Here is a 17,525-nt window from a genome sequence, read left to right on the forward strand (position 1 = left end):
TCCCAAGGGGGCCGCATTAAGCCGGACCATCGCAGGGGAATCTTGATATCCCGTTGACGCATCAGCGCATCATGGACATTTCTCGGCCCGATCAAGAGTTCCTGACAAGACCCATCCAGGTCCTGTCAGGAACTCTTGGGCTCGTAGGGCGGCCGCGGGATGGCGGTATGGGCGGCCCGCAAGGCCGCCGACCAGCGTTCGCGCAGGTCATGGAAATAGGGCTCGCCAGCCTCGATGCGGCGCGTCAGCTCCGGCTCGTCGGCGTCGCGGCGCATCACGAGCAGGTCGATCGGCAGGCCGACGCCGAGGTTGGAGCGCATGGTCGAATCCATCGAGATCAGGCCGACCTTCAACGCGTCGTAGAGATGGGTCTTGTAGGTGATCGCGCGGTCGAGGATCGGCTTGCCGTATTTGTGCTCACCGATCTGGAGGAACGGCGCGTCGACGCCGCATTCGATGAAGTTGCCGGCGCCGTAGATCATGAAAAGCCGCATCGGCTGGCCCTTGATCTGCCCGCCGAACAGCATCGAGACGTCGAACTTGACGCCTGCATCCTTCAGGGCCGGACCGTCTTCGGTGCGGACATGACGGATCGCTCGGCCGACGAGCTGCGCGGCGCGGAACATCGAGGTCGCGCCCTGCAAGGTGTCGCTCTCCCCTGTCTCCGGGTTCGGCAGCCCTTCATGCAGCAGGCTGACGACGGATTGCGTGACGGAGAGATTGCCCGCCGTCATCAGGCCGAAAGTCCGATCTCCCGGCCAGGAGAAGACGTGCAGCTTGCGGAAGGTCGAGATGTCGTCGAGCCCGGCATTGGTGCGGGTGTCGGCGATCATCACAAGCCCGTCCTGCACGAGTATTCCGGCGCAATAGGTCACGGGACTGGTCCTGTCTTGATCTCAACTCTTGGCGTCTGCCGGCGTGTCGTCGCATATCGCCAGCGCCGCCGCCAGCCATTCGACGGCGTCGCCGTTGCCGCAGCAGGGGAGGTTACTGGTTGGCGAAGCGCCCGCCGGCCTCGCGCGCGCTGACGAGGACGGCGAGCGCCTCGCCGCCGCCGCCCTTGCGCGCGCCGCGTACCGGGGCCGCATCGGCAAAGTCGAGCCCCGCCGCAACACGGACATGGGTATCGATCGGGCACAGCCCGTTGGCGGCGTCGAAACCGATCCAGCCGTAATCGTCGAGATGGATCTCGGCCCAGGCATGGGCGCCGCTGGCGTGTGGCAGGCTGTCGGCTTCGGCGACATAGCCCGAGACATAGCGGGCGGGGATATCGAGATGGCGCGCACAACTCACGAAGATATGGGCGATATCCTGCGGGATGCCTTCGCCCGCGGCAAAGGCCGCGGCCGCGCCGATGCCGGTGCGCTGCCCGGTCTCGATGCAGGCGATCTTCGCGTGCAGGGCGTCCATCAGCGCGTGCATCTTCGAGAGCGGCGTTTCCGCCGCGCTGGTGGCGTCTTCGGCGAAGCTTCGCAGGGCGGGATCGGGCATCGTCAGCAAGGTGTCGCGGTGGAAGACGTCGATCGGAACGCGCTCTATCGTGCCGCGGACAACGCCGGCGAGATCGATCGTCTCGATCAGCCCGTCGATCCGGATCGACATCTCGGCGATCGGCCCATCGGCCGAGAAGGTGTGGACGACATTGCCGAAGGGGTCCTGTGTCGCACGCAGGCGGCCGTCGATATTGGGCTCGATGCGCCAGGACATGACGTGCTGGCCGTCATGGTCGCGTGGGGTCAGCCGCAGGATCTGCGTGATGTGCTGTGCCGGCTCGGCATAGGCATAGCTGATCGTGTGGGAAATCCGAATCCGCATGGCGATCGCAAACTGGGGCGGGGCTGGCTCGTTTCGCTTAGGTCTCTTAACCGCCGCAGCCTCACGAAGCGAGCCTGCGGCGGCGGGTCATTGCAGATACTGCTCGGTGATCGTGCCGCCGAGCCGGTTATTCTCCGTGATGAAGTCCTCGATGAACTCGTGCAGCCCGTGCTGGAAGACGTCGTCGATGCTGGTGCTCGAGAGGTTGGCGAGCGTCTTGCGCGCCTGGCGCTGGGCGGGGCCCTGCCGGCCGTAGGAATCGCCGAGCAAATCGAGGAAGCGCGAGATGTTCTCGTAGCAGGCGGCGAGCGAGCGCGGCATGCGCCGGTTCAGGATCAAGAGATCGGCGATCAGCAGCGGCTTCACCGCCTCGCGATAGACCCAGTGATAGGCCGTCAGGGCCGAGACCTCGCGCAGCACCGTCGTCCACTGGAAGTAGTCGAGCGAGCCGCCGACCTGCTCGTTGGCCGGCAGCAGCACATGGTATTTCACGTCGAGGATGCGGGCGGTGTTGTCGGCGCGCTCGACATAGACGCCAAGCCTCGAAAACCAGTAGCCGTCGTCGCGCAGCATGGTGCGGTAGGCCGAGCCGTCGAAGACCAGCGAGACGTTCTTCACCCAGTCGAGGAAGCGGGCGAACTCCTCCCGGTCCATGCGCTTCTTCTCGAAGCGCTGCAGTTCGAGCCAGGCGCCGTTGAGCGCGTCCCACATCTCGGAGGTGAGCGCCGTGCGCACGCCGCGCGCATTCGAGCGGGCGAGCGCCAGGCAGTTGCGGATCGAGGACGGGTTGTCGGGATTGAAAGTCAGGAAGTCGCAGACATTGCGCTCGTTCGCCTCGCCATAGGCCTTGGCGAAGGCGTCGTCGCAGCCGGCGGTCGCGACCGCGCTCTGCCATTCGGTGCCGGCGCCGCCATAGGAGGAGGGCAGGTTGGAGAGCCGCATGGTGGCGTCGAGGATCCGGGCCAGATATTCCGCCCGCTCGACATAGCGGGAGACCCAGTAGAGGCTGTCGGCGGTGCGCGAGAGCATGGTCAGATCGGGCCTTTTCGCGACGAGGCGGGATGTGTCCGGTGAGCGTTGCAAGGGGGTGCCGGTGGCGATGTCATGCATCGAGCACCCATGTGTCCTTGGTGCCGCCGCCCTGGCTTGAATTGACCACGAGAGAGCCCTCCTTGAGCGCGACGCGCGTCAGGCCGCCCGGGACGCAGGAGATGCCGTTGGCGCCCGAGAGCACATAGGGCCGCAGGTCGACATGGCGCGGCGCCACGCCCGAGGCGACGAAGGTCGGGCAGGTCGAGAGCGCCAGCGTCGGCTGGGCGATGAAGCCCTCGGGCTGGGCCTTGAGCTTGCGGCGGAAGGTCTCGATCTGCGCCTTGTTGGCGTGCGGGCCGACCAGCATGCCGTAGCCGCCGGAACCGTTGACCTCCTTGACGACCAGTTTCTCCAGATTGTCGAGCACATAGGCGTTGGCATCGGGCTCGCGGCAGCGATAGGTCGGGACGTTCTTCAGGATCGGCTCTTCGCCGGTGAAGAACTTCACGATCTCGGGCATGTAGCTGTAGACCGCCTTGTCGTCGGCGACGCCGGTGCCGACCGCATTGGCCAGCGTAACGTTGCCGGCCTTGTAGGCGCCGATCAGCCCGGGCACGCCGAGCACGGAATCGCCTCGGAAGACGAGAGGGTCGATGAAGTCGTCGTCGATGCGGCGGTAGATCACGTCGACGCGTTTGGGGCCCTGCGTCGTCCGCATGTAGACGACATCGTCCTTGACCAGGAGGTCGGAGCCCTCGACCAGTTCGACGCCTAGCTTGTCGGCCAGGAAGGAGTGCTCGTAGAAGGCCGAATTGAACTGGCCGGGCGTCAGCAGGCAGATGCTGGGGTCGGAGGGTGCGCTGCGCGGCGCGACCGAGCGCAAGGTCGCCAGAAGCTGGTCGGGATAGTTGTCGACCGGCGCGACCCGGTGGGTGGCGAAGAGCTCGGGGAAGAGCCGCAACATCACCTCGCGGTTCTCCATCATGTAGGAGACGCCTGACGGCGTGCGCGCATTGTCTTCCAGCACATAGAAGGTGTCGGCATCGACGCGGACGATGTCGATCCCGGCGATGTGGCAGTAGATGCCGTGCGGCACCTGGAAATCGACCATTTCGAGCTGGTAGCAGGCGTTGCGATAGACCAGGTCGGGCGGGATGATCCCGGCCTTGAGGCATTCCTTGGGGCCGTAGACATCGGCGAGGAACATGTTGAGCGCCGTCACGCGCTGGCGCAGGCCCGCCTCCAGCTTGGTCCATTCCGGCTTGGTCAGAACGCGCGGGATGATGTCGAAGGGGATCAGCCGTTCGGTCGATTCCTCGTCGCCATAGACCGCGAAGGTGATGCCGATGCGGCGAAAGAAGAGTTCCGCCTGGCTGCGCCGGAGAGCCAGCATCTCGGGCGGTGCTTCCTTCAGCCAGCGGTCGAGCGCGTCATAGGCTGGCCTCAGTTCGGCTCCCGAGCCGGTCATCTCATCGAACGCGACCATGCAGGTTTCTTTCCCCATTTTCAGCAGCCTATGCCCATTCGCAGGCGTTCGGGAAGAGGGCCGATGGTCAGGCGCGCGCCGGTATCTGCCTATTGCGTGGGCAATATCGCGAGGTTGGCCTTGGCAATTGGTCGCATGGCGGAGCCCAGCGACGAGGTACTGGCCCGTCACCCTCGCTCTTCGAGCCAGAGCTTCAGCGCCACGGCGTTGTTGCGCTGCTCGTCGCGCGCCGCGTAGAGCAGCGTCACCGGGCCGGCCTCCAGCCGTGCGTTCAGCACGCTGAGCGCGGCCATTGCAGGCGCGGCTCCCAGCTCGGCGGCATAGGCGGCGCGGAACTCCTCCCAGCGATCCGGCTGGCCGTGGAACTGCCGGCGCAGATCGTCGCTCGGCGCGATGTCCTTCAGCCAGAGATCGACGGCGGTCTTAGCGATGCCGCGCGGCCATAGCCTGTCGACCAGAATGCGCGTGCCATCGGTCGTGGCCGGAGGCTCGTAGACGCGCTTGAGCGCGAGCTGCGTCATATCAGGCCCAGCCCGCGGAAGCTGGCGTGGCCATCGCGGCCGACGATCACGTGGTCATGGATCGCGATGCCGAGAGGCTTCGCGATATCAACGAGTTCGCGGGTCATCTTCACGTCGGCGCCCGAGGGCGTCGGGTCGCCGGAGGGATGATTGTGGACCAGGATGACCGCCGAGGCCGAGAGTTCGAGTGCCCGCCGCATGACCTCGCGGGGATAGACCGGCGTGTGATCGACGGTGCCGGTCTGCTGGACTTCATCGGCGATCACGGCGTTCTTCTTGTCGAGGAAGAGGATGCGGAACTGCTCGCGCTCGGCGAAGGCCATGGCGGTGCGGCAATAGTCGAGCACGGCCGACCATGACGACAGCACGGTGCGCTTGGCGACGGCGCCGCGAGCCATGCGCTGCAGCGCGGCCTCGACGATCTTGAGGTCGAGAGCGACACCCTCGCCGACGCCTTTGACCTCGGTCAGCCGCGAGGCGGGAGCGCCCAGCACCTCGGCGAAGGAGCCGAAGCGCCGGATCAGTTCCTTGGCGAGCGGCTTGACGTCCCGTTGCGGGATAGAGCGGAACAGCAGCAGTTCCAGAAGCTCATAGTCGGGCAGGGCGTCCGCGCCGGATTCCTGGAAGCGTCCGCGCAGGCGTTCGCGATGGCCGTGGTAATGCGGCGCGTCGGCGGCAGCGGCGGAATCCGCGGGCAGGGCGGTGGCCGCAAAGCGGTCCGAGCCGTTGCCTGCGCCTGACGTCATCGGGTGGCGGGTGGCGCGGCGAGCGGGTTGTCGCGTCCGGTGGGCGAGAGCGTGAAGATCTCGCAGCCGGTTTCGGTGACGCCGATCGTGTGCTCGAACTGGGCCGAGAGCGAACGGTCCCGCGTCACGGCCGTCCAACCGTCGGAAAGCACCTTTACGCCGGGCTTGCCGATATTGATCATCGGCTCGATCGTGAAGATCATTCCCGCTTTGAGCTGGGGGCCTTCGCCCGGCGCGCCATAGTGCAGGATGTTGGGCGAGTCGTGGAAAAGCTGCCCAACGCCATGGCCGCAGAAATCGCGCACTACCGAGCAGCGCTCGGCTTCGGCAAAGCGCTGGATGGCGAAGCCGATGTCGCCGGTGGTGTTGCCTGCGCGGACGGCCTTGATGCCGCGTAGGAGGCTTTCATAGGTGATTTCGATCAGGCGCTCGGCCTTGCGCGGAATCTCGCCGACCCCGTACATCCGGCTCGAATCGCCGTGCCAGCCATTCACGATCAGCGTGTAGTCGATGTTCATGATGTCGCCCTCGCGCAGGGGCTTGTCATCGGGGATGCCGTGACAGACGACATGGTTGATCGAGGTGCAGATCGACTTGGTGTAGCCGCGATAGAACAAGGTCGCCGGGAAGGCGCCGTTGTCCATGGCGAACTGGAAGGCGAGGTCGTCGAGGCGCTGCGTGGTGACGCCCGGCTTGACGTAGCCGCCGAGCATGTCGAGGCCTTCGGCCGTCAGGCGGCCGGCTTTGTGCATGGCCGCGAAGGCCTCGGGGCCGTGAATCTTGATCGCGGGCTCGCGCATGCGCGATCGCCCAACTGTTTCGTCGAAGGTCATTTTTGCCGCGCAACTCCTCGCCGACCATATCTATTGGGTTTGGCAGCGCACGCAAGGCACCGTGCAGCCGCTGGCCGGGCCGCAACCGCGAGACCTGCCTGGAACGGCCCGATCGTCCGGCTGGCGCTAGGCTGCGACCGGGTGTATCAGGCTGGCTCAATGGCCATCATCGAACAGTCTCAGGCCGAGGACAAGCCTTACGGCACCTTCGCGCCGCAGCGCGGTCTCTCGCGCATCATCGCCTGGACGCGTTGTGCGTCCGACAGTTTCCTCGGGCGCAAGATCGCCTATGCGCTGCGCCGGCTCGGGCTGCGCTCGCTCGATGGGCGTCCCGTCGACATCGAGTCGCTGGGTGCGAAGATGCGGCTCTATCCGGACGGCAATGTCTGCGAGAAGCGCGTCCTCTTCACCCCGCAATATTTCGATCCGCTGGAGCGCGGATTGCTGGCCGAGCGCCTGCATGACGGCTTTCGCTTCATCGATATCGGCGCCAATATCGGGGCCTATTCGCTGTTCGTTGCGGCCAAGGCCGGGCCCAGCGCGCGGATTTTGGCGATCGAACCGCAGCCCGAGGTTTTTGCGCGGCTTTCGTTCAATATCGCGCAGAATCCCTTCGGAACGGTCAAGGCCGTCGCCTGCGCGCTGGCCGATAAGCCGGGCGAACTGACGCTGTTCATCGATCCGACCAATCGCGGCGAGTCGAGCGTCCGCATCCTGCGCTCCAGCGCCGGAAGCACGGTGCGGGTCCCGGCGATGACGCTGCTCTCGCTCGTCCAGAACGAGGGTTATGAGCGGCTGGACGCGATCAAGCTCGATGTCGAGGGTGCGGAGGACCTGATCCTCGAGCCATTCCTGCGCGATGCGCCGGAGAGCCTGTGGCCGGAGTTCATCATCGTCGAGGATTCGCGCCAGCGCTGGCAGAGCGACCTGCCCGCGCTGCTCGTCCAGAGCGGTTACACGCTGTTGGCGCAGACGCGCCTCAATCTCGTCTACGAACGCAAGGCCCGGCAGGGCTGACGCCTCATATGTCCGGCGCGGCCTGCATGGCGGCGGCGCCGGTAGCGGCGCTTGAGCCGGCGCCGGCAAACCCCTAGCTCTAGAGCGGAGTGGTGGCGCGACGATCGCACGCCGCCGGGGCCAGGAGCCGGGCATGACCGCGAGTGACACGACATCTTCCCGGGCGATCGTCACCGCTGCGATCCTCGTCATCGGCGACGAGATCCTGTCCGGGCGGACCAAGGACAAGAACATCGGCTACATCGCCGAATATCTGACCAATATCGGCATCGAGCTGCGCCAGGTCCGTATCGTGCCCGATGTCGAGGACGAGATCGTCTCGGCGCTGAATGCGCTGCGCTCGCGCTACACCTATGTCTTCACGACGGGCGGTATCGGGCCGACGCATGACGACATCACCGCGGATTCGGTGGCGGCCGCCTTCGGCGTCTCGATCGACTATGATCCGCGCGCCATCGCCATGCTGTCGGAGCGCTTTCCGCCCGACCAGCTCAACGAGGCGCGGCTGCGCATGGCGCGCATCCCGGCCGGTGCGGAGTTGATCGCGAATTCGGTCTCGAAGGCGCCGGGCTTCAATATCGGCAATGTCTACGTCATGGCCGGCGTGCCCTCGATCATGCAGGCGATGCTGGACGTCGTCGCTCCGACGCTGAAGACCGGGGTCAAGATCCTGTCGGACACCGTCCGCGCCGGCCTGCGCGAAGGCGATATCGGCACGGCGCTGGCCGAGGTCGCGAAAGCCCATCCGGATGTCGCGATCGGCTCCTATCCATTCTTCTCGGAAACGGGACCGGACACGAACGTAGTCGTGCGGTCGCGAGATGCCGGAAAGTTGAGCGCGGCGATGGCAGACGTCAAAGCCATGCTGGCGCTCGAGCAGGCGAGGCTGCGAACCTGACGCCCATGCCCTCCCGGGGGCGACCGATGCCCCGAGGCGCTTTGGCTTTCAGGGGATGACGTGCGCGCGGCCTCTTGCCAGCGGGCCGCCGATAGGGTTTCGGACTGATCGAGGGCGTTCGTCGGGAACGCCCGGCCCCATCAGCAGTCCGGAGCCGAGAACATGGCCGAACCGACCTCAAACAAGGCCTTCCCGGTTTCCTGGGACCAGTTTCATCGTGACGCCCGCGCGCTCGCCTGGCGGCTGGCCGAGAAGGGGCCGTTCGAGGCGATCGTCTGCATCACCCGCGGCGGCCTGGTCCCGGCGGCGATCATCTGCCGAGAACTCGGCCTGCGTCTGATCGAGACGGTCTGCGTCGCGAGTTATCACGACTACAAGAACCAGTCCGAGCTTAAGGTGCTGAAGGACGTCGCGCCTTCGATCAAGGCGATCGGGGACGGAAAGGGCAAGGGCGTGCTCGTGGTCGACGATCTAACCGACACCGGCAAGACCGCCCGCGTCGTGCGCGAGATGCTGCCCAACGCTCATTTCGCCACGGTTTACGCCAAGCCGGCCGGCGTGCCGACGGTCGATACCTTCGTGACGGAGGTCAGCCAGGACACCTGGATCTATTTCCCCTGGGACATGGGGCTTTCCTATGTCGAGCCGATCGCCAAGGATCACAAGGGCTGAGCATCACGAGAGCTGAAGGCAGGCTGCTCAACGCGCCCTGAGCGCCACGCTCATCCCCGCGATTACCAGCAGCATCCCGGCGACCTCCGCCGCCGACGGGTATTCGGCCAGCAGCAGCGTGCCGGCGATCGCGGTCACGACCGGGTTCAGCGGCAGGAAGAGGGTAGCGCGGGCGGCTCCCAGCAACTGCATCGTCTTGGTGTAGAGGAAGAGCGCGCCGACACCCACGATCGCGCCCTGATAGAGCGCCTGCAGCGCGATCGCAGGCCAAGTGGCTTCGCCCAGCCGGATCGGCATGGTCAGCGCCAGGACCGGCAGGAGCAGCAGCGAAAGCAGGCAGGTCGCGATCGTGACATCGATGGCGTCGGCACCCCAGCGCCGCGCCAGCAATCCGAAGATCGACCACAGCACGGCGTTGGCGACGAAGAACAGATCGCCGATCCAGGCATTCCCCTCCGGCCCATGCAATCCGAAAGCCTGCCAGCCGAAAGCGCCGATGCCGACCAGCACCAGTGCAAGCCCCAGCATACGCCACGGCCCCGGACGCTCTCCCAGCACCACGAAGGCAAGGGCAACCGTCATGACGGGAATCAGGCCGGGCACAATGACCGAGGCATGCAGGGCTGGGGCGAAGGTGGCGCCCGCGACCAATACGAGCGCATAGGGCGCGCCTGCGAGCGCCGTCATGACCAGGGCACGCCGCCAGCCGAGCTTCCCGACCGGGAAAGGGCGCATCCGCCGCAAGGCCAGCGGCAGCAGCAACAGCGAGGCGACCGCAAAGCGCAGGATGGTGACGTCGGCCGCACTCATGCCGTCCGCCACCGACTGGCGCGAAACCACCGCCTGCACGCCCCAGATCAGGCTGGTCGCCAAACCGCAGCCAATGCCGAGCCAAAGCCGGCGGCGCGCGCTCGCAGCGGCGGGGGAGGCGGATTCTGTCACGAGGGGCTTTCGGAAGGGCAGGGCCGTCGGAGCCGGGCCGAAACCCGGCCCGGCGCCCGCTCCTATGGCGTGCGGGGCCGTCCATGGGCAAGAGGCCCCGCGGCATAGCTCGCACGCGTCGGCGAGCGCGCCTCATCGGTCGTTGGGAGGCGGATGTGGCCCTAGCCGGCGATGAACCGTTCGGAGGCGCGGTGCAGCACCTGCAGGCCGAGAGCCAGATCCTCGTCCCGGGTGTCCTCGGTCCAATGATGCGAAATGCCGCCGATCGAGGGGACGAAGAGCATGGAGGCGGGCATGCGCCGGGCTATGGCCTGCGCGTCGTGGCCGGCTCCCGACGGCATGGTCTGCCAGGCGGCCGGGGCGAACTCCTCCGCCGCCTGCGATAGAGCCTCCATCATCGCGGGGTCGCACGGCGCTGGAATCGTCTTCGAGACCGAGGTGAGCGTGATCCTGCAGCGCTCGCGGCGGTTCGCCTCCTGCACCAGCGCCCGCAGGCCCGCTTCCAGCCGCTCCAGCACCGGAACGGAGACGTCGCGGAACTGGAAGAGTATTTCCGCTCGGCCGGGAATGATGTTGGGCGCATCGGGATCGAGCCGGAAGCGCCCGGTGGTCCAGGTGGTGCGCTCGCCGCAGATCCGAGGGAACTCGGCGTCGATCGCGGCGAGCAGGCGCACGGCGCTGAGGCCCGCGTCCTTGCGTTCCGCCATCGTCGTGCCGCCGGCGTGGTCCTGCTGGCCCTCGACGACGATCCGCCATTGCCAGATCGCGACGATGCCGGTGACGACGCCGAGCCTCAGGCCGGTGCTGTCGAGCTGCGTGCCCTGCTCGATATGCATCTCGTAATAGCCTTTGTGCCGGCCCGGCTCGAGCTGCCGCCGCGGCAGTCCCTCGAGCCCCGCGGCGCGCAGGGCGTCGCGCATCGGGGTGCCGTCGGTGCGGTTGCGGGCGCGGTCGATCGCCTCATCCGTCAAATCGCCGATCAGGGACCGGCTGCCGGGCAGGCCCATGCCGAAATGGCCTTCCTCATCGGCGAAGGCGCAGACATCGACGGGAAGCCCGGCGCGCGCCAATGCGATTCCTGCCACGACGCCGAGCGCGCCGTCGAGCCAACCGGCCTCGTTCTGCGATTCGATATGGCTGCCGACGAGCAGATGCGGACCCGGACCGCGATGGCGGCCATAGACATTGCCGATGCCGTCGATGTCGCTGTCGAGCCCGCATTCGCTGAGCTTGCCCATGAGCCAGCGGCGGGCCTCCATGTCCTGCGGCGAGTAGGTCGGGCGATGGACACCGGTCTTGAAAGTGCCGATCCCGCGCAGTTCGTAGAGATCCCGCAGGAAGGCATCGGTATCGACCGGAGGCATGGCTGGATCGCTTTCAGGACAATCTAGGGCGGGGAGGGAACGTGTCGCTACGAGATCGGCCACCCCGCCTTTCGGTCGCCGGCAGAGCAAAACACATGCCGCCAAGCCAGCAGGGGGTTGGCATACCGGCCCAGAACTTGCCTCATGGGAGGGCTGGGAGGAAGGCCATGAACGATAGGGCGGAAGCTCCGATGGCGGAAGATGCGACGGTGGTTCTGGCCGCCAGGCTCCGGGCGGAGATCGAGCAGGCGCGCAGCGATTCCCGCGAGGATCCCTTCGGCAATCCGGTGCTGCGTGTGACGCTCTGGCTCACACGCCGGATGGATCGCGGCGAACTGACCGTCGAGGCCGCACAGGATCTCGTGCGTCTCCTCGGCCGCGAAGCGCTGCGCCAGCGGGCCGGGCGGGTCGCGGCCTATGTCGGCCTGGAAGCGGACGGCGAAAGCGCCTTTGCGGAACTGGCCGAGCGCTTGGTCGAGGCGGCGGCGAAAGAGGCCGATCCATTCGAGAGTTTTCGCCTCGCCGTCGAGCGTGTCCGCTTCGCCGCCGTCTTCACCGCTCATCCGACTTTCGGCATGAGCCGGAAGCTCGCGCATGCGCTGGCGGCGCTGGCCTCCGGCGACAGGGCGGCCGAGGTCGTGATCAACCAGCCGGCGCTGTCCTTCCGGCCGGATGCCCGCATCACCCTGCAGGACGAGTTCGAGCAGGCGCGCTATGCGGTTCGGCACGCACGCGATGCGATCGATCGTCTCAACGAGGCCTTGCTGAGCGCAGCCCGCGAGCGCTGGCCCGAGCGCTGGCAGGGCCTCGTCCCACGTCCGGTCACCCTGGCCTCCTGGGTCGGCTGCGACACGGACGGGCGCACCGATATCGGCTGGTGGGACACGCTGCGCTACCGGCTGGAGTCGAAGCAGGGACAATTCGCCCGCATCCTGGAGAAGCTACCCGCCGCGCCCGCGACGGCGGGGGTGTGGGATCTGGTGGGGCAGGCGCAGGCTGCCGTCGAGCGGCAGCTCGCGCTGGCGCCTCCGATCTCGACGCAACCGAGCCTGCCGGCGCTGCAGGCCTTCGCGCTGGCGCTGGTCAACGAGCGCGAGACGGCGCTGCCCGAGGCGACGGCGCTGATCGCGGCGCTGGACGAGGCGCTCGCCCAATCCGACGACGACCACGTGACGATGGCGCTCTGCCTGGTCAAGGCGGGCTGCGTGGCCCATGGCGTCTCGATCGCGCTGCCGCATTTCCGGCTCAACGCCTCGCAGCTCCACAATGCGATGCGGGCGGTCATTCCGCTCGAGGAGGAGCCGACCCAGCCGGCGCAGCGCCGGGCCTTCCTCTCGGCGGTCAACGCCTTGCTCGCGAAGGTGCAGCCGATCGCGGTCGATTTCGGAGCGCTGGCTGCGGAACGCGCCTCGGCGACGCGCATGCTGATGACGATCGCGCAGATCGTGAAGCATGTGGACGGCACGAGGCCGGTGCGCTTCCTCGTCGCGGAGACCGAGACCGGCTACACGCTGCTCTGCGCGCTCTGGCTCGCCAGCCGCTTCGGCATCGCGGACCGGGTCGAGATCTCGCCGCTGTTCGAAACCTCGGATGCGCTGGAGCAGGGGCCGCGCATCATCGACGAGGCGTTGCGCAGCCCGCATTTCCGCGCTTATCTCAAGCGGCATGGGCGCTTCTGCGTCCAGTTCGGCTATTCCGATTCCGGCCGCTATATCGGGCAGGTCGCCGCGACGTTCTTCGTCGAGCGGCTGCGCATCCGGATCTGCGAGCTGCTGGTCCGCTATGATCTCGCCGATGTCGAGCTGGTGATCTTCGACACGCATGGCGAATCGGCCGGACGCGGTGCTCATCCTGCCAGCCTCGCCGATCGGCTGGCCTATCTCGAACCGGCCTGGGCGCTCGCCGCCTTCGCCAGGGCCGGCGTCCGCACCGTGCGCGAGACCAGCTTCCAGGGCAGCGACGGCTACATGCTGTTCGGCACGCGGCAGCTCGCCGGTGCCACGGTCGGGCGTATCGCCGAGGCGGTGCTCGCCCCCGCCGATCAGCCCGTATCCGACCCGATCTATGACGAGCCCGATTTCGCGACCGAGTTCTTCCAGACCGTGCGCGAGGAAATGACGGCGCTCGTCGACGATCCCGGCTATGCCGCGCTGATCGGGACCTTCGGGCCGTCGCTACTCGACAAGACCGGATCGCGGCCGGCTGCGCGCCAGAGCGATGCCGGCGGGCCGACGCGCATCCGCCATCCACGCGAGCTGCGCGCTATCCCCAACAACGCGATCCTGCAGCAGCTCGGCTGGCTGGCGAACAGCGTCCACGGCATCGGCCAGGCAGCGTCGCGTGCGCCCGACCTGTTCAACGCGATGCGCGAGCGTTCCGACCGTTTCGACCGGGCCTATCGCCTGGCGGAGCATGCGATCGCGGCGAGCGACCTCGACGTGCTGCGCGCCTATCTCGACACGCTCGACCCCGGCAGCTGGTTCGACCGGGCGCGGCGCACGGCCAAGGAGAGCCGCCGCGACGAACTGCTCGCCGTCGGAGATGCGCTGTCGCGGCTGGAGCTGGCGCCGGCGCTCAGGCGGCTGTTCTGGCGGCTGTCCTCCGATGCCCTGAAGCTGAAAACCGCGGCCGGAGAGACGCCGGAGATGCCGGTCAGGTTGGTTGCGCTGCATGCGATCAGGCTGGCGGCGATGCACGCCATCTGGCTGCGGGCCAGCCATATCCCTGATTTCCGACCGCATGCCGGGCTGACGCGCGAGGCGCTTATCGAGCGGCTCTTGCGGCTCGACGTGCCGGCCTGCCTCGCCCTGCTGGGAGAGATTTTCCCGCTCAAGCCCGACCCGACGATCGGGCTCGATTTCGGCGAGCCTCCCGGCCCGCGCGAGGCCGGAACCTATGAGGCGCTGCACCGGGACGTGATCGCGCCAATGCGGGAATTGTTCGATCTGCTGCGGGAGATTTCAGGCGCCATCCAGCATGAGATCGGGGCATTCGGCTGAGATCAGAGGCATCTCCTGCGCAAGCATTCATTGCAACGTCAGCATATCGGCTTAGGTAGGGCGAAGAGGAACGCCAGCCGGGAGCCGAGCCAAGCATGGCCGACGCCGATCGTAATCTACCTGTCTTCGATGCAGCAGGCGCGCGCATCACCCTGTTCACGGCGCTGCTGCAGGCGGTCTCGCGCCACGGCAGGGGGCGGATCGCGGTCGAGGATGCCGAGCGCAAGCCGCTGAGCTACGGCAATCTCGTGCTGGGTGCGCTGGTGCTGGGCCGCAAGCTGGCAGCGCTGACGACCGAGAAGGAAAAGGTCGGCGTGCTCCTGCCGAATGTGCAGGCCCTTGCGGTCACATTGTTCGGATTGACGGCCTTCGGGCGCGTGCCGGCGCTGCTGAACTTCACCGCCGGCGTCAAGAATTTGCGGGCGGCCGGCGAACTCGCGGAACTCAGGACGATCGTCACCTCGCGCCGCTTCGTCGACCAGGCCAAGCTCGACGACGAGTTGGAGGTGCTGGGCGAAGGCCGGCGCATCATTTATCTTGAGGATGTCCGCAAGCAGATCACCAGCCTCGACAAGGCCCTGGGCGTGCTGGCGAACCTCATGCCCGGGCTGGCGATGCGCCGTTTCGAGGCGCGGCCGGATGATCCGGCCGTCGTGCTCTTCACCTCCGGTACGGAGGGCAGGCCCAAGGGCGTGGTGCTGAGCCATGCCAACCTCGTCTCGAATGCGCGCCAGATCTTCGCGCTCGCGGCCGGCTTCCTGTCCGAGCGCGACATCATCATGAACCCGCTGCCGGCCTTCCATTCGTTCGGTTTGACCGCGGGGCTGCTGATGCCGCTGCTCAGCGGCATGAAGGTCGTGCTCTATCCGAGCCCGCTGCACTACAAGCAGGTGCCGAAGCTGATCGGCGAAACCGGCTGCACATTCCTATTTGCGACGGACACCTTCCTCCAGGGCTACGCCCGCGCCGCGGACCCCGACGACCTCAAGAGCGTGCGCTACGTCGTGGCCGGGGCCGAGAGGGTGAAGCCGGACACGCGGCGGATGTGGGAGCCCTACGGCACCACGATCCTGGAAGGCTATGGCTGCACGGAATGCTCGCCGGTGCTGGCCTGCAACACGCCGGTCGCGATGCGCGAGGGCAGCGTCGGGCGGCTCCTGCCCGGCATCGAGGCGCGGCTCGAGCCGGTCGAGGGCATCACCGAGGGCGGCAAGCTCTGCGTGCGCGGACCCAATATCATGGCCGGCTATCTCAGCGCCGACGAGCCCGGCAAGCTCCTGCCCCCGGCAGGCGGCTGGCACGACACCGGCGACATCGTCGCGCTCGACGACGGTTTCGTCGTCATCAAGGGGCGCGCCAAGCGCTTCGCCAAGCTCGGCGGCGAGATGGTCTCGCTCGCGGCGGTCGAGTCGATGATCGCGGGGCTCTGGCCCGACCAGAATCATGTGGTCGTCGCGCTGCCGGACGCGCGCAAGGGCGAGCAGCTCGTGCTCGTCACCGAAAAGCCGAACGCCGAGCGCGGCGCCCTGCAGGACACCGCCAAGGCGCAGGGCTTCCCGGAACTGTGGGTGCCGCGCGCCATTCTCGTCACGAACTCGATTCCGGTGCTGGGCAACGGCAAGATCGACTACGGCGCGACGCTGGAACTGGCAAAGTCGCGCCGTTCGCTGCTGTAAAGCCACAATCGTGATGATGTTGCACCGCATGATCATGACCTCCGCCGCTTCGCTTCTGGCGAGCGTCCGCGCCGCCGCGCTGGCGCCCGCTCTCTTCCTCGCCGCGCCGGCCGATCTCGCGGCGCAGACGCAAGGGGCCGTCTATGAGCGGCGCGACGAGTGCATCCAGGCCGGCCTGCTGACCGCCGAGCAATGCGAATTCGCCTACCGCAACGCCCGCGCCGAATTCGAGCAGAAGGCGCCGCGCTATGCCTCGCGGGCGTTGTGCGAGCGCAGCCACAAGCGCTGCGGCGCCCAGATGGTCACGGCCGGCGGCTGGGAGAGCTTCGGCAAGGGCGGTGCGACCTATGTGCCGCGCTTCATCGCGGTCCGGGTGACGGGCGAGGGCGCGGCGCGTCGGGCCTGGCCGGTGATCGAGAGCGCGGGGCGCACCCCGTTCGCCGGGCGGCCGGTGACGGAGCTGCAGGACAGGGTCGCCGGCCGGCAGGGCACGGTCGGCCTCGCCGCTTCGCGCAGCGGCCACGGCCAAGGCGGCCAGCAGCAGGGCGGAGCTTACGTGAAGCGCGGCGACCGCGACGACACGGTGCGCGTGCCGATGCAGCAGAAGGCGATCGGCTCGGATGTGGCGCCCGGCCTCTATGTCGATCCCGACGGGGTCGAATGGTACAAGCCGGCGCGGCGCAACTGAGCGTCTACCGATAAGCCGCTGCGGCGCTTGCGCTTCGGCGGTGCGCCCGCTACCGCTCTCACCCAGGCGGACGTGGCGAAACTGGTAGACGCAAGAGACTTAAAATCTCTCAGCCGCAAGGCTATGCGGGTTCGATCCCCGCCGTCCGCACCAAGCGCCCGCGCTCACGGCGTCCGCGCTTTCCTGAACACCACGCTGAGATTGTTCGCCGGCATCTCGATCACCTCGGGCGCGCCGAAGCCCGCTTCCGCTGCCAGCGCCGTGACCTCGTCCAGATCGCGCAGGCCCCATTCGGGGTTGCGCTCGCGCAGGCTGGCGTCGAAGGCGGCGTTGCTCGGCTCCAGCGGGCGGTCCGGGCGCTTGAACGGACCGTAGAGGATCAGCGGCGCGCCTGGCGGCAGCAGGCGGCCGGCGTGGCGAATCAGGCCCTGCGCCGCCGACCAGGGGGCGACGTGGATCATGTTGATGCAGAGGATCGCTTCGGGGGTGCAGGATGGCCAATCCTCGGCGGCGGCGTCGATCCGGAGCGGCGGCAGGATGTTGCCGGCCCCGCTCTGCCCGGCCCAAGCGGCGATGCTGGCGAGCGCGTCTAGGCTCGGGTCGCTCGGCTGGAAGGTGAGGGCGGGCAAGGCGCAGGCGAAATGGACGGCATGTTCGCCGGAGCCGCTGGCGATCTCCAGCACCGTGCCGCTGGCCGGCAGCACTAGGCGCAGCACCTCCAGGATGGCGTCGCGGTTACGGGCGGCGGCCGGCGCGCGCAGACGCCTGTCCTCCTGCGCGCTTTCCGCTGATGGTTCCCAGGGGGCAGGCTTGTTTTGGGTCATGCTCGGGTCATC

Annotated in this window: 16 protein-coding genes and 1 tRNA gene; 7 read left to right on the forward strand and 10 right to left on the reverse strand. The window is 67.5% G+C overall.

The window, feature by feature from the left end; genetic code table 11:
• Positions 1-125: 125 nt before the first annotated feature.
• The 7 genes from AC1RMY_RS07905 to map all read right to left on the reverse strand — a co-directional run bounded on the left by AC1RMY_RS07905 (position 126) and on the right by map (position 6,433).
• Positions 126-875 (reverse strand): proteasome-type protease, encoded by a 750-nt coding sequence (locus AC1RMY_RS07905; RefSeq protein WP_492863399.1) that lies wholly within the window; start codon positions 873-875, stop codon positions 126-128.
• Positions 876-987: 112 nt separating this feature from the next.
• Entirely contained in the window at positions 988-1,815 is an 828-nt protein-coding gene (locus tag AC1RMY_RS07910; RefSeq protein ID WP_492863400.1) for a transglutaminase family protein, read from the reverse strand.
• Between the two features lie 87 nt (positions 1,816-1,902).
• On the reverse strand, positions 1,903-2,844 hold the full coding sequence (locus tag AC1RMY_RS07915) for an alpha-E domain-containing protein (protein WP_492863401.1): 942 nt from the start codon (positions 2,842-2,844) through the stop codon (positions 1,903-1,905).
• A 73-nt stretch (positions 2,845-2,917) separates the two neighbouring features.
• A complete protein-coding gene (locus tag AC1RMY_RS07920) occupies positions 2,918-4,333 on the reverse strand; it encodes a circularly permuted type 2 ATP-grasp protein (RefSeq protein WP_492863402.1) in 1,416 nt (471 codons plus the stop codon).
• Positions 4,334-4,500: 167 nt separating this feature from the next.
• A complete protein-coding gene (locus tag AC1RMY_RS07925; protein WP_492863403.1) occupies positions 4,501-4,854 on the reverse strand; it encodes a DUF488 domain-containing protein in 354 nt (117 codons plus the stop codon).
• Positions 4,851-5,600, reverse strand: coding sequence for a RadC family protein (gene radC, locus AC1RMY_RS07930; RefSeq protein WP_492863404.1), 750 nt, complete (start codon positions 5,598-5,600; stop codon positions 4,851-4,853). Before radC ends, AC1RMY_RS07925 begins: the two co-directional genes overlap by 4 nt.
• Positions 5,597-6,433 carry a type I methionyl aminopeptidase gene (map, locus tag AC1RMY_RS07935; RefSeq protein WP_492863405.1) on the reverse strand — a complete coding sequence of 279 codons (837 nt, stop codon included), beginning with the start codon at positions 6,431-6,433 and terminating at the stop codon, positions 5,597-5,599. Before map ends, radC begins: the two co-directional genes overlap by 4 nt.
• A 159-nt stretch (positions 6,434-6,592) precedes the next feature.
• Between map and AC1RMY_RS07940 the strand changes: the two genes are divergently transcribed.
• The 3 genes from AC1RMY_RS07940 to gpt all read left to right on the forward strand — a co-directional run bounded on the left by AC1RMY_RS07940 (position 6,593) and on the right by gpt (position 9,020).
• On the forward strand, positions 6,593-7,450 hold the full coding sequence (locus tag AC1RMY_RS07940) for an FkbM family methyltransferase (protein ID WP_492863406.1): 858 nt from the start codon (positions 6,593-6,595) through the stop codon (positions 7,448-7,450).
• A gap of 133 nt (positions 7,451-7,583) precedes the next feature.
• Positions 7,584-8,348, forward strand: coding sequence for a competence/damage-inducible protein A (locus AC1RMY_RS07945; protein ID WP_492863407.1), 765 nt, complete (start codon positions 7,584-7,586; stop codon positions 8,346-8,348).
• 162 nt (positions 8,349-8,510) lie between these two features.
• On the forward strand, positions 8,511-9,020 hold the full coding sequence (gene gpt / locus AC1RMY_RS07950; RefSeq protein WP_492863408.1) for a xanthine phosphoribosyltransferase: 510 nt from the start codon (positions 8,511-8,513) through the stop codon (positions 9,018-9,020).
• A 27-nt stretch (positions 9,021-9,047) separates the two neighbouring features.
• On the opposite strand, the gene AC1RMY_RS07955 is transcribed toward gpt, so the two are convergent.
• On the reverse strand, positions 9,048-9,962 hold the full coding sequence (locus AC1RMY_RS07955) for a DMT family transporter (RefSeq protein ID WP_492863409.1): 915 nt from the start codon (positions 9,960-9,962) through the stop codon (positions 9,048-9,050).
• Between the two features lie 161 nt (positions 9,963-10,123).
• Positions 10,124-11,326: a Zn-dependent hydrolase gene (locus tag AC1RMY_RS07960; protein ID WP_492863410.1), complete on the reverse strand. Its 1,203-nt coding sequence runs from the start codon at positions 11,324-11,326 to the stop codon at positions 10,124-10,126.
• A 167-nt stretch (positions 11,327-11,493) separates the two neighbouring features.
• Between AC1RMY_RS07960 and AC1RMY_RS07965 the strand changes: the two genes are divergently transcribed.
• From AC1RMY_RS07965 to AC1RMY_RS07980, 4 genes are all read left to right on the forward strand, one after another.
• Entirely contained in the window at positions 11,494-14,325 is a 2,832-nt protein-coding gene (locus AC1RMY_RS07965; RefSeq protein ID WP_492863411.1) for a phosphoenolpyruvate carboxylase, read from the forward strand.
• Between the two features lie 95 nt (positions 14,326-14,420).
• Positions 14,421-16,001 (forward strand): AMP-binding protein, encoded by a 1,581-nt coding sequence (locus AC1RMY_RS07970; RefSeq protein ID WP_492863412.1) that lies wholly within the window; start codon positions 14,421-14,423, stop codon positions 15,999-16,001.
• 28 nt (positions 16,002-16,029) lie between these two features.
• A complete protein-coding gene (locus AC1RMY_RS07975) occupies positions 16,030-16,689 on the forward strand; it encodes a DUF1190 domain-containing protein (protein ID WP_492863413.1) in 660 nt (219 codons plus the stop codon).
• A gap of 66 nt (positions 16,690-16,755) precedes the next feature.
• Positions 16,756-16,842 (forward strand) — tRNA-Leu (locus AC1RMY_RS07980).
• An 11-nt stretch (positions 16,843-16,853) separates the two neighbouring features.
• Here the strand turns inward: AC1RMY_RS07980 and AC1RMY_RS07985 are convergent.
• Positions 16,854-17,513: a DUF938 domain-containing protein gene (locus AC1RMY_RS07985; protein WP_492863414.1), complete on the reverse strand. Its 660-nt coding sequence runs from the start codon at positions 17,511-17,513 to the stop codon at positions 16,854-16,856.
• Between the last annotated feature and the right edge of the window lie 12 nt (positions 17,514-17,525).

This window comes from Allobosea sp. GW822-FHT03F07, assembly GCF_058801345.1.